The 13,175-nt window shown below is 55.8% G+C and carries 7 protein-coding genes; 2 read left to right on the forward strand and 5 right to left on the reverse strand.

The genetic code is table 11. The features are described from left to right. Positions 1-35: 35 nt before the first annotated feature. Positions 36-1,427: a nitrate/nitrite transporter NarU gene (gene narU, locus DY231_RS13585; RefSeq protein WP_034495098.1), complete on the reverse strand. Its 1,392-nt coding sequence runs from the start codon at positions 1,425-1,427 to the stop codon at positions 36-38. A gap of 309 nt (positions 1,428-1,736) precedes the next feature. On the opposite strand from narU, the gene narX reads away from it, so the two are divergent. Both narX and narL read left to right on the forward strand, forming a co-directional pair. Beyond that, positions 1,737-3,521 (forward strand): nitrate/nitrite two-component system sensor histidine kinase NarX, encoded by a 1,785-nt coding sequence (narX, locus tag DY231_RS13590; protein WP_115629035.1) that lies wholly within the window; start codon positions 1,737-1,739, stop codon positions 3,519-3,521. Beyond that, on the forward strand, positions 3,514-4,164 hold the full coding sequence (gene narL / locus DY231_RS13595; protein ID WP_034494964.1) for a two-component system response regulator NarL: 651 nt from the start codon (positions 3,514-3,516) through the stop codon (positions 4,162-4,164). The genes narX and narL overlap by 8 nt, the downstream gene beginning before the upstream one ends. Positions 4,165-4,267: 103 nt before the next feature. Here narL and DY231_RS13600 read toward each other — a convergent pair whose 3' ends face one another. The 4 genes from DY231_RS13600 to DY231_RS13615 form a co-directional block, all read right to left on the reverse strand. Next, entirely contained in the window at positions 4,268-5,668 is a 1,401-nt protein-coding gene (locus DY231_RS13600) for a YchO/YchP family invasin (protein ID WP_115629037.1), read from the reverse strand. A 67-nt stretch (positions 5,669-5,735) separates the two neighbouring features. Beyond that, positions 5,736-8,312 carry a nitrate reductase gene (locus DY231_RS13605; protein ID WP_115629039.1) on the reverse strand — a complete coding sequence of 859 codons (2,577 nt, stop codon included), beginning with the start codon at positions 8,310-8,312 and terminating at the stop codon, positions 5,736-5,738. Next, entirely contained in the window at positions 8,309-12,376 is a 4,068-nt protein-coding gene (gene nirB, locus DY231_RS13610) for a nitrite reductase large subunit NirB (RefSeq protein WP_115629041.1), read from the reverse strand. Before nirB ends, DY231_RS13605 begins: the two co-directional genes overlap by 4 nt. A 10-nt stretch (positions 12,377-12,386) precedes the next feature. After that, positions 12,387-13,175, reverse strand: coding sequence for an ABC transporter ATP-binding protein (locus DY231_RS13615; RefSeq protein ID WP_115629043.1), 789 nt, complete (start codon positions 13,173-13,175; stop codon positions 12,387-12,389).

Genomic DNA, 13,175 nt, shown 5'->3' on the forward strand with positions numbered 1-13,175 from the left:
AAGTCGCGCAAGGGATAACCAAAAGGTCAAAACGATTATTTGGATGACTTCCGGCCATATACGGCCCAGGTGATCACCACACAAACAATATAAAACACGAGGAACACTTTCATCGCGCCCGCCGGAGAACCGGTCAGCGCAAGCGAGGTGCCGAACGCTTTCGGGATAAAGAACCCGCCAATCGCACCAATCGCAGAGATAAAGCCCAATGCTGCAGCAGTGTCGGTAGCCGCTTCACGCAGCGCACGCTCTTCCGTTCCACCCTGCGCTTTCACGCGATCCATGGTCAATTTGCGGAAGATAACAGAGATCATCTGGAAGGTAGAACCACTTCCCAGACCGGCCGTCAGGAACAGCATCAGGAACACGCCAAAGAAGGCAATAAAGTTACCGCCAACGCCATTGTGAGGCAGCGTGGTAAACAGCAGCGCACTGAAAATCGCCATAAAGATAAAGTTCAACAGCGAAACACGCGTGCCGCCAAAGCGGTCAGAAATCGCCCCGCCTGCAGAACGTGCCAGCGCACCAAACAGTGGGCCGAAGAAGGCAAAATGCAAAATGTTGACGTCCGGGAACTGCGTTTTTGCCAGCATCGCAAAACCAGCAGAGAAACCGATAAACGAGCCGAACGTCGCCAGATACAGCACGCCCATAATCCACAGGTGAGCACGTTTCAGAACCGGCAACTGCTCTTTTAAAGAGGCTTTAGATGTTGCCAGGTCGTTCATGCCAAACCAGGCTGCAATGGTGAAGATAGCCAACAGCGGCACCCAAACCCATGCGGCGTTTTCGAGGAACAGCATGGTGCCGTCAGCCTGCTCAACGCCTGTTCCGCCAAATACCGCAAACATGGAAAGCGAGATCACCAGCGGGGCGACTAACTGCATCACGCTCACGCCCAGGTTGCCTAACCCACCGTTAATACCCAGCGCGCCGCCCTGTTTTGCTTTCGGGAAGAAGAAGCTGATGTTTGCCATGCTGGAAGCAAAGTTCGCCCCGGCAAAACCGCACAGCAACGCAATCATGATAAACACGCTAAAAGGTGTTGCCGGGTTTTGCACCGCGAAGCCCAACCACACGCAAGGGATGATCAAAATCCCGGTGCTAAATGCAGTCCAGCGGCGGCCACCGAACACAGGCACCATAAAGGAGTAAGGCACGCGCAACAAAGCGCCAGACACAGACGGCAGCGCCGTCAGCATAAAGAGTTGGTCAGTGGTGAAGTTAAAACCGACTTTGTTCAGGTTAACGGCTACCGCACTGAACAGCATCCAGACGCAGAACGCCAACAACAAACACGGTACGGAAATCCATAAGTTACGGCTGGCAATGCCGTGACCCTTACTTTGCCAGAAGGCGGGTTCTTCTGGCCGCCACTCGGTGATGAGCGACCCCGATTTCTGGTTATTTGTGGGGGACTGAGACATAAACACCTCAAAAAGAGTGAGAGTAATTGCCGCCACATTAGGTGCTAACGAGGAATAAAAATTGATGTGAATCAAGGGATAACCCATCAGAATAATGGTTAAAATTTAACCGTCATTCTTTGTGGGTAATGAAAAAATCCTTAAATAGTGTGGTTTTTCACATGCCTGAAAGAAGGTGTTAATACCCTTACACCAAAATATGCCACCCCTGGCAATTAGTGGGTAATCCTTAAGGGGTATGGGTATACTCCGGGGGATGTCTGAAAATACCCGCATTGTCATTTTTCACTCAACGGAGTTCCTCTGTTAATGCTTAAACGCCTGCTCTCTCCGCTCACTTTGTTCAACCAACTGGCCTTAATTGTGCTGTTGCTGGCATTGTTGGGTGTCGCGGGTATGAGTCTTGCGGGCTGGCTGGCGCAAGGAATTCAGGGTAACGCGCACGCCATCAATAAGGCGGGTTCGATGCGCATGCAAAGCTATCGTCTGCTGGCAGCGATCCCTCTTATTGAAAAAGACAGCGCGCTACTCGATGAGATGGAACAGACCACCTGGAGCAAAGATTTACAGGAGGCGGCGGAACAAGACGGCCAACAAGATAAACTCGCCGCCCTGCAACATTACTGGCGTGAGGAACTCGAACCCGCGCTGCGCCGTGCCAACAATGCCGACCAGGTCAAACCGCATGTTGCCGGTTTTGTCGCCCGCATCGATAAGCTTGTCACCACCTTTGATCACACCACCGAAATGCGCCTGCACCGGATTATCCAGCTGCAACTTGGCATGGCGGCATTAATGGGCCTGCTGATCATTTTCACCGTCATCTGGTTACGCAAACAGTTACTGCGTCCCTGGCAGAAATTGCTGACCATGGCGCAGGCGATTGGGCAGCGGGACTTCACTCACCGCGTGAACGTTCGTGGTCGCAATGAAATGGCAACGCTGGGTATCGCGCTCAATAGCATGTCTGCCGAACTGGCGGAAAGCTACGCCAGCCTTGAGCAACGCGTGCGTGAAAAAACCGCCGGGCTTGAGCAAAAAAACCAGATCCTCTCATTTTTGTATCAGGCTAACCGCCGCCTGCACTCGCAAGCTCCGCTGTGCCAGCGCCTGTCGCCGGTTCTCAGCGAATTACAGCATTTGACCCCGCTGCGTAACATCGAGCTGCGGGTTTATGAATATGAAGACGAAGAGAATTACGAAGAATATACCTACCAGCCTGACAGCAGCTGTGAAGCCAGCGGCTGCAATCTTTGCCCGCGCGAGCCGTTGCTACAGCCTTGCGAAACCACCGCACAAAAATGGCGATTGACCGATAACCACATTCAGTACGGTCTGGTGCTGGCACAATTACCGCTCGGTAGCAGCCTGACGCACGACCAGCAGCAGCTAGTTTTAACCCTGATGGAACAGCTCACCGCCACGTTGGCGCTTGAGCGGCAGTACGAGCGCCAGCAGCAACTGGTGGTCATGGAAGAGCGCTCCGCCATCGCCCGCGAATTGCATGATTCCATCGCCCAGTCGCTCTCCTGCCTGAAAATGCAGGTCAGCTGTCTGCAAATGCAAGGCGCTTCCCTGCCCCCTGAAATGCAGACGTTACTGGGGCAGATGCGTAGCGAACTGAATACTTCATGGCGACAACTGCGTGAATTACTGACCACCTTCCGCCTGCAATTAATTGAACCGGGGCTGCGCCCGGCGCTGGAAGCCAGTTGCCGCGAATTTAGCGAAAAACTGGGCTTCCCGGTCAATCTGGATTACCAGGTGCCGCCGCGCCTGGTGCCGTCTCATCAGGCCATTCACCTGGTGCAAATTACCCGTGAAGCGTTAAATAACAGCCTGAAACACGCCAACGCCACCGCAAGTGGTGTCAGCGTAATTCATCGCGACAATCAAATTACCTTAACCATCTGGGATAACGGCTGTGGCATTCCCGGCAACGGCGAGCGCCGCAACCATTACGGTCTTATTATTATGCGAGATCGTGCGCAAAGTCTGAGAGGCGATTGCCAGGTGCGCGAACGCCCTGGTGGCGGCACTCAGGTCATCGTGAGTTTTATCCCCGAACTAACCCCAGGAGCACAACATGAGTAACCCGGAAGCCTCGACCATATTGCTTATCGACGATCATCCCATGCTGCGCACTGGCGTTAAACAACTCATCAGTATGGCGCCGGAACTGGCGGTTGTCGGTGAAGCGGGGAATGGAGAACAAGGCGTTCAACTTGCCGAGGAACTCGACCCGGACTTGATCTTGCTGGACTTAAATATGCCCGGCATGAACGGCCTGGAAACGCTCGACTGCCTGCGTGAGAAACCCCTCTCCGGCCGTATTGTAGTGTTCAGCGTATCGAACCACGAAGAAGATGTGGTTACGGCGCTGAAACGCGGCGCAGATGGTTATCTGCTGAAAGATATGGAGCCAGAAGATTTGCTCAAGGCGTTGCAACAGGCCGCCGCGGGTGAAATGGTATTAAGCGAAGCATTGACGCCAGTGCTGGCCGCCAGCCTGCGTGCAAATCGCGCCACGTCTGACCGTGACGTTAACCTGCTGACACCACGCGAGCGCGATATCCTTAAACTCATCGCCCAGGGTTTGCCAAATAAGATGATTGCCCGCCGCCTCGATATCACCGAAAGCACGGTGAAAGTTCACGTGAAGCACCTGCTTAAAAAGATGAAGCTGAAATCCCGTGTCGAAGCGGCGGTTTGGGTGCATCAGGACCGGATATTTTAAGGTTAGAACGGGGAATGTGGTGGATGACGCTTCGCTTGTCCACCCTATAAAACCGAATCAAATCATAGGTCGGATAAACGCTAGCGTCATCCGACATCTGTGATTATTCCGGTATTAACTCGTAGCGCGGATCTGCCGCAGGGCTGATGACCAAAGGCTCCGCCAGTTTCAGCGTAATCCAGTTAGACGTCACTTTCTGACCCTTATCATCTTCAATCACCACAGAAAGACGATATTCATTCGGGCCGTTATCGTTCCACATCGGCATGATCATGCTCCAGCCGTTAGCGTCGCGGTTATTCGCAGGTGGCGTCAGGCTCAATGCCTGAGTATCGCCCTGCCAGGTAATGCTGCGAATACCGTGGCTGGCGCGGATTTGCAGCTTAAGTGCCACCGTTTCGCCCGCGTGCAACTCCCATGGCGGTGTTGCCAAAAATACCGATAACGTTTTGCGCTGGCGATACTCCATCACCGGCAAGGAATCACGTTCCACGTTGTCGTAACGGCTACCGCGTAAAGAACTGGTGGTCGCAACTTCAGCCGCAGACAACTGCTTTGCTACCGGCACGCCAAAACGGTAATTCAGCTTCAGGCCGAGATTATCCTGCGACACGCCGCTTTCACCCTGCTTATGCTGCGCGGTGAGCGTCAGCAGCGGTATCGGCGTGTAACTCAATCCCATCGTCACCGCCACCGGGTTACGATAACCCGTGCCGCTATCAAACAAGTCAACGCTATTACCGTAGTATTTCTCGAAGCTGAGGCTGGTATTGATATGGCGATAAAACGGTAGCCACGCCTGCGCGGTAATGTCATAACCTCGCGCCAGACGCTGCTCCAGGGTTTCGCTACTCCCGTCCTGCCAACTGGATAATGGCTGATAATAATTAGCCGACAGACGTAAATACTCGCCCCACGCTTCGGTGCCAAACCCGGCACGCTGCAAATTGTTGGCAAGCTGATTGTCGTAAAAAGCGTTATATCCCAGCAGCCAGTCGCCCGCCACCCAACGCTGCCCGGCACCGATATTCCCTATCGACCCGTCGTCATGCTGGGTAAACCCTACCTGACTCCAGGTGAGATAACGGTTGTTATCCTGCCAGGGCGTAAACAAAGAGGCGCTGCTGCCGTTCCAGTTACCGTGCTCATCCACCAGCAAATTGACGCTGGCTTTCCCCCAGGGAGATAACAGCGATTCCGCTTCACTGGTGACTTTGTCGGTGAGCACATCCCGCAGGCGAGTAAAAGCCAGCAACCGTGCCTGATCGCCCGCATCCAGCCCATCATCGACCATACTGGCTTCACCGAATTTCTTCGCCATGGCGGCAATTTCGCGTGCAGCGGCGTCCGATTCCGGGGCCATCCCCAGATCGGGCAATTGTTCGGTTGACTGGTCAAAAGGGTTTTCGGCTTTCTCGATAAAGATCTGCCGGGTACTGGCAGCCCCTCCAGCGCTAAGGAGTGCGTATGACAGGGTGAAAAATGGAACGGCTTTTCTAAACATCTGGAAATTATAACATCACACCGCAGCAATTCATTCCCAAACTCGTAAACACAGATTACTCCGGGTGTTATTTCAACAACGCTTTAAGTTCTGGAATACAAGAGCCGCAGTTGGTGCCACAGCGCAGTTTTTCACCCAGCTGTGCGACTGACTGGCAGCCCCCTGCGATTGCGGCAAGAATCGTTTTCTCTCCCACACCAAAGCAACTACACACTGTCGCACCCGCATCGGCTTGTGCACCGGGCGCTTTTCCGGCTAACAGCCGATGGCGTTCCGCCGCCGTTGCCGGGGCCTGTTCAAACGCATTCACTACCGCAGCCGTGGCGATCTCAGGCCAGACGTTTGCACTATAGAATGCCAGCTGTAACACCCCGTTTTGCCAGGCGAGGACATGGTAAAACTGACCGTCCCCGCAGGCGGTTTGCAACTGCCAGCCGCGCCCGGCGGCAAGCGTTTCTATCCATGCATCAGCATGAGTGTCTGCGGCACACAGGAAATGCGTAACACCGGGTGAAGCCTGCTTCCACCAGTGGATTTCCTGCGCAAACACGATGTCTTCACGTGCAAAAACCTCACCACACCATTCAGGCTGCCAGCGCTGAATGCGCACGGCTGTTTGTTTGCTTTCAGGCTGTCCGGAATGGGGATCGCACACGCTATTCACGAGGCTGTTGATCTGCCCTTTGCGCGCAAACTGTTGGTTCCAGTGCATCGGTACAAACACATTTCCCGGCAGTTGGTTTTCGCTCACCAACACCTTCGCCACCATGCCGCCGGAACGTGAAGCCACTCTGGCCAGACCATTATTGGTGACACTGTAACGCTTGGCGTCACGCGGATGGATCTCCAGTAACGGCAATTTCATGTGCTGCATCAGGCGCGGTACGCTGCCGGTGCGCGTCATGGTGTGCCACTGGTCACGAATACGCCCGCTGTTGAGAATCAGCGGGTAAGTGTGGTCGGCGCTCGCCTGGGGTAAAGCCGGTTCAACCGGCAGCAACTGGAACTTCCCGTTCGGATGCCAGCTTTTAAAGGGTGGATGCTCCTGCTCCGTGACCGGCCAGCGCACAGGTTCAAGTGCGTCGTATTGGGCGCGGCTTAAATTTGCCAGGCCGCTGATATCAAATGCGCGAGTGCCGTTATTTTCATAGCCGGAAAGAGCCGCATGTTCGCTAAATATTTGATGGGGATGTTGCCACTGAAAGGCTTCGCGATAACCCAAGCGTTGGGCAATTTGCGCGACCATCCACCAGTCGGCACGCGCCTCGCCCGGTGCGGGTAGAAACGCACGCTGGCGTGAAATACGCCGTTCAGAGTTGGTGACGGTTCCGTTTTTCTCCCCCCATGCCAGTGCCGGAAATTTGACGGTGGCGAAACGCGAAGTATCCGTTTCCCGCACCACTTCCGAGACAATCACAAGCGGGCAGTTCGCCAGCGCCTGCGCCACATGCGAGCTATCCGGCAGCGAAACCAGAGGATTGGTGCCCATAATCCACACCGCTTTGACTTCACCGCGCCCTATCGCTTCAAACAGTTCGACGGCCATTAACCCCGGCGTTTCGGCAATACGTTCACTGCCCCAAAAACGCCCGACACGGGCGATATCGGCTGGCTCAAAATTCATATGGCAGGCCAGCTGATTGGCCAGGCCGCCGACTTCACGCCCGCCCATGGCATTCGGTTGTCCGGTCAGCGAAAAGGGGCCGCACCCTTCGCGCCCAATTTTGCCGCTCGCCAGATGCACGTTGATGATCGCATTGCATTTATCACTACCGCTCGACGACTGGTTAATGCCCATGGTGTAAAGCGTCATCGCCCGGTTTGCCTGGGCGAACCATTGCCATAAAGTCTGCACATCTGCGCTTTCGAGCTGGCAAAAGTCCGCGCATTTCTCCAGTGTCCAGTCGGCGGCGATATCCAGCGCTGCGGTTTGCCCGTCAAATGTCGTTTCCGCCAATGACGGCTGCAAATGATGCAATAACCCGACGAACAATGCGGCGTCGCTTCCGGGGCGAAGCGCGAGGTGCAAATCGGCAATGTCACACGTCGCCGTACGACGCGGGTCGATAACCACCACTTTCATCTGCGGGCGCTGTTGTTTAGCCTGCATCAGGCGCTGATACAGAACCGGATGTGCCCAGGCCGCATTGGAACCCACCAGGATAACCAAGTCGGTTTGCTCCAGATCCTCATAACTGCACGGCACAAAATCCGCGCCAAATGCGCGTTTGTATCCCACTACCGCCGAGGACATACACAGCCGCGAATTGGTGTCGATATTCCCCGCGCCAATAAACCCCTTCATCAGCTTGTTGGCGGCGTAATAATCTTCGGTTAGCAGTTGGCCGGAGGCGTAAAACGCCACGGCTTTGGGGCCGAATTCGTCAATAATCCCTTGCAGACGACGGGCGGTTTCATCCAGCGCGGCTTCCCATTCCACGCGCTCGCCATTGATTTCGGGATACAGCAAACGCCCTTCCAGACCCAGCGTTTCGCCTAATGCCGCACCTTTGACGCACAGCCGCCCAAAGTTTGCTGGATGCTGTTCATCGCCGCTAATCTGGAAGCCGTTTTCCGTTGGCTGCGCTTTTACGCCGCAACCGACGCCGCAGTAAGGGCACGTTGAACGCACGACGTTAGTCATGATGCCTCCGCACGCATAATCAGCGCCTGGCTTCCCACCCACACGGTGCCTTGTTCCACTTTCACCGGCCAGGCGCGAACGGCAGGTTCGCCATCCTGCGTTCGCCCATCGCGCAAGCGAATGCGATGTTTATAGAGCGGGGAAATAACAATCGGCTCACCGGCGGCGTCACCGACAATACCGCGCGACAGAACATTGGCATCGCTGCCCGGTTCGAGGTTATCGAGCGCGTAAATCGCATCGCCAAAGCGGAACAAAGCGATTTGCTGATCCCCCAGACGCGCGCCGATTCCCGCCTGCGCGGGGATTTCGCTGATATGACAAACTGCCTGCCAGGGTTTGGCTGGCACGACCGTTGGCAGATGCACCACTTCGCTGACCGGTTGTAACTGGCCTCGCAGAGTCTGACGCTGCACCGCTTCGTCCGGTTGTTCGCTGTTCACGTAAGAGCGGAACAATGCCAGGCGATCCGGGCTGTTGAGCGTGGTTTGCCATTCGCACTGGAAGGTATCGACGACGCTGACCATCTCTTTTTCCAGCTCGTCGTTCAGGCCGAGGCTGTCGTGCAAAATCACCTCGCGCAGATAGTCGATTCCGCCCTCAAGGTTATCCATCCAGGTGCTGGTGCGTTGCAGACGGTCGGCTGTGCGGATGTAAAACATCAGCAGGCAGTCGATGGTACGTATCAACGTTTCGCGGCTCAGGTCGCTGGCAAACAGGTCCGCATGGCGCGGTTTCATGCCGCCATTTCCGCAAACGTAGAGGTTCCAGCCTTTGTCGGTTGCAATCACACCGATATCTTTGCTCTGCGCTTCGGCACATTCCCGGGTGCAACCGGAGACCGCCATTTTGATTTTGTGCGGCGAGCGCAGCCCCTTGTAGCGGTTCTCGAGTTCAATCGCCAGCCCCGTCGAATCTTGTACGCCGTAACGGCACCAGGTCGAACCGACGCAGGATTTCACGGTGCGCAGTGATTTACCGTAGGCGTGTCCGGTTTCAAAACCTGCTGCAACCAGCTCTTCCCAAATCGCTGGCAGCTCTTCCAGGCGCGCGCCAAACAGGTCGATTCGCTGGCCGCCGGTAATTTTGCTGTATAGCTGGTAGCGTTTTGCCACCTGACCGATGGCGATTAAACCGTCCGGGGTGATTTCACCTGCCGGAACACGCGGCACAATCGAGTAAGTGCCATCTTTCTGGATGTTAGCGAAATAACGGTCATTGGTGTCCTGTAACGGCAGATGGGCAGGTTTGAGCAAATATTCGTTCCAGCACGACGCCAGTACCGACGCCGCCAGCGGCTTGCAGATTTCACACCCGCTCCCGTGTCCGTAGCGGCTAATGAGTTGCTCAAAACTGCGGATATGGTTGACGCGCACCAGATGGTAGATTTCCTGGCGCGAGTACGAGAAGTGTTCGCAGATGTCCTTTTTCACCTCCACGCCCTGCTCTTGTAACTGGTATTCCATCACTTGCTTCACCAGTGCCGAGCAGCCGCCGCAGCCCGTTGCCGCTTTGGTACATGCCTTAATCGCGCCCATGTCTCCCGCGCCGTTGCTTACCGCGGCGCAAATATCGGCTTTGCTGACGTTATGGCACGAGCAAATTTGTGCGGTTTCCGGTAATGCCGCGACACCCAACCCTTTTGGCGCGCCGCCTGCCATTGTTGGCAAAATCAGGCTTTCCGGTTGCGCAGGTAGCGCCATGCCGTTGAGCATCATTTGCAGCAGCGTGGCGTATTCCTGGCTGTCGCCCACCAGTACGCCGCCGAGCAGGGTTTTGTTATCGGCAGAGACCACGATTTTTTTGTAGATTTGCTGTGGGCCGTGGGTCCACTGGTAACTCTGGCAGCCTGGCGTGCGCCCGTGAGCGTCACCAAATGAGGCCACTTCAACGCCCAATAATTTTAGTTTGGTACTCATATCGGCACCCAGGAATGCTGATTCCTGCCCGGCAAGGGTTGCAGCCGTTACACGTGCCATTTGATAACCCGGCGCGACCAGACCGAAAATTTTCCCTTCCCAAAGTGCGCATTCGCCGATGGCATAAATTGCGCTGTCGCTGGTTTGGCAACGGTCGTTAATCACAATCCCACCGCGTTCGCCAAGTGCGAGTTCACTGCTACGTGCCAGCGCATCTTGCGGACGGATACCCGCAGAGAAGACGATAAGATCGGTATTGAGCGTCTCGCCATCGGCGAAATTAAGCTGCAAACCGTCAACGTCGGTAATCGCTGTTGTAGATTTGCTGGTATGCACCTGCACGCCAATATCGCTGATTTTTTCGCGCAGCATCGCCGCACCCGCATTATCGAGTTGCACCGCCATCAGATTGGGCGCGAACTCCACAACATGCGTTTCCAGACCCAGCTGTTTGAGCGCATTTGCGGCTTCCAGCCCCAGCAAACCACCGCCAATCACGACGCCGCGAGTGGCATTGCGGGCCCGTTCGGCAATGGCGTCCAGGTCATCAAGCGTGCGGTAAACAAAACAGCCCGGCAGATCGTGACCCGGAACCGGAGGCACAAACGGAAACGACCCGGTCGCCAGCACCAGTTTGTCGTACCAGGTTTCACGTCCTTCGTGGTCACGCACCACCCGTTGTTGACGGTCAATCTCAACGATTTTACTGTTGCAGCGCAGTTCAATACCGTTCTCTGCAAAGAAATCGCCCTGCACCATTGAGAGCGACTGCGCGCTGCGTCCCGCAAAATATTCCGACAGATGCACACGGTCATACGCCGGGTGGCGCTCTTCGCCAAACACCACAATGTGATGGCTGTGATGCAGTTTCTGCGCCACACACTGTTCCAGAAAGTGGTGTCCGACCATGCCGTGACCAATTACTACCAGCGTTGCTTTTGTCATGTCGTCATTTCCGGCAGCCAACGGCTGCTCATCAGAGTGGTATTCATCAAACAGCACGTCAGGCGTAATGGGCGCCGCGCTGAGTAAAATATCGGTGAGCGCATTTGCAGGGCTGATATCGCCCATTAACAGTGCGCCCACCAGCTTGCCGTCCCGCAAATGCAGGCAGCGATAATGTCGGGTGATGGGATCAAAGGCGGTGAGCACGCGTGTGTCCGGCTGGGTGCGAATGTCGCCTGCGGAAAATAGCGGGATACCGCTGACTTTCAGGCGCGTGCCGCGATCCTGATAGTGGAAGTCGTTTAATGCGCTGCCGCATAAACGGGCGGCTAAAACGTCGGCCTGTTGCAGACAAGGTGCCACCAGCCCCCAGGTTTGCCCGTCTATTTCGCAGCATTCGCCCAGTGCGCTGACGCAGGGCGTCGTGCTACGCAGTTGTGCGTCAACGGTGATGCCGCGCTGGCAAGAAATACCCGCCTGCTGCGCAAGCCGGATATTGGGTTTAACGCCGGTGGCGATAATCACTCGCCCGGCGGGGATAACCTCGCCGGTGTCCAGCACTACGCTTTGCGCCGTAATGCGTTTGATGCCGCAATTTAGCTGGCAGCAAATCCCCCGTTGTGCGAGATGCTCCGCAAGCAAAGCACCTGCCTGCGGGTTGAGTTGAATATCCATGAGCCACGGCTGACGGTGAATCAAAGTGACGGAAATGCCCTGCGCACAAAGTGCCGCCGCGGCTTCCACCCCCAGTAAACCTCCGCCAAGTACCACAACATGGCCTTCGCCGCCCAGAATCGCGTCGACATCTGCCAGGGTGCGAAAGCCGTGCACATGTGGCTGTTGATGCCCCTCAATCGGCGGAATAAACGGGCGTGAACCGGTGGCGAAAACCAGTTCGTCATAGTCGAGAGTGCGACTATCAGAGCGAACCGTCTGGCGCTGCGTGTCCACCTCCAGGACCGCCTCTCCCGTCAGCAACTCAATGCCCTGGGAAACGTACCACGCGGCGTCGTGTAACTGCGTCGCCTGGGCGGTTTTTTCCCCCGCCAACACCGGCGAGAGCAAAATGCGGTTGTAACTCAGCACCGGCTCTTCACCAAAAACGGTAATGGCAAAACGTCCCGCCGCTCGCGCCACGATTTGCTCCACCAGGCGGATAGCGGACATGCCGTTGCCGATCACAATCAGACGTCGCATCATGAGCGGCTCCTCAGGCAGCCTTAGGCTGCTTTTCGTAGAGGAAGCGCAGCACCTGCTGGCGCAGATGGTGATAGCGGTTGTCTTCCGCCAGTTCCACGCGATGACGCGGACGCGGCAAATCAACCTGTAGCGTTTCACCCACGGTGGCCGCCGGGCCATTGGTCATCATTAATACGCGGTCAGAAAGCAGCACCGCTTCATCGACGTCATGAGTAATCAGCACAATGGTGGTGTGCAGTTCTTGTTGAATATGCATCACGGCATCTTGCAAATGGGCGCGGGTCAGAGCATCGAGGGCGCCAAAGGGTTCGTCCATCAGCAACACTTTCGGTTTCATCGCCAGCGCGCGGGCGATGCCGACACGCTGTTTCATGCCGCCGGAAATTTCGCCAGGACGCTGATTGATGGCGTGCCCCATTTGCACGCGCTCAAGGTTGTGAATAATCCATTCGCGGCGTTCGGCTCGATTCATGGTGTGGCGAAACACTTGATCTACCGCCAGCGCGACGTTTTCAAAACAGGTCATCCACGGCAGCAGGGAGTGGTTCTGAAACACCACGGCGCGCTCAGGCCCCGGCCCTGCGATTTCTCGGTTGTCGCACAGTAAGCCGCCTTCGGAGGGCAACGTGATGCCAGCAATCAGGTTCAGCAGCGTGGATTTGCCACAGCCCGAGTGCCCTATCAGGCTGATGGTTTCGCCTTCTTCAATGTCAAAACTGACGTTGCTCAGCGCTAAAAACTCGCCGCTGGCCGTGGAAAAACGCTGGCTAACATTTTGAACCTGAATAATTTTCTTCAT

The organism is Buttiauxella agrestis (genome assembly GCF_900446255.1).
In the GTDB taxonomy this organism is placed as follows: domain Bacteria; phylum Pseudomonadota; class Gammaproteobacteria; order Enterobacterales; family Enterobacteriaceae; genus Buttiauxella; species Buttiauxella agrestis.

Coding starts and splice junctions, on each gene's coding strand:
- narU (WP_034495098.1), bottom strand. CDS start 1,427: ATGTCTCAGTCCCCCACAAATAACCAGAAATCGGGGTCGCTCATCACC.
- narX (WP_115629035.1), top strand. CDS start 1,737: ATGCTTAAACGCCTGCTCTCTCCGCTCACTTTGTTCAACCAACTGGCC.
- narL (WP_034494964.1), top strand. CDS start 3,514: ATGAGTAACCCGGAAGCCTCGACCATATTGCTTATCGACGATCATCCC.
- DY231_RS13600 (WP_115629037.1), bottom strand. CDS start 5,668: ATGTTTAGAAAAGCCGTTCCATTTTTCACCCTGTCATACGCACTCCTT.
- DY231_RS13605 (WP_115629039.1), bottom strand. CDS start 8,312: ATGACTAACGTCGTGCGTTCAACGTGCCCTTACTGCGGCGTCGGTTGC.
- nirB (WP_115629041.1), bottom strand. CDS start 12,376: ATGATGCGACGTCTGATTGTGATCGGCAACGGCATGTCCGCTATCCGC.
- DY231_RS13615 (WP_115629043.1), bottom strand. CDS start 13,175: ATGAAGAAAATTATTCAGGTTCAAAATGTTAGCCAGCGTTTTTCCACG.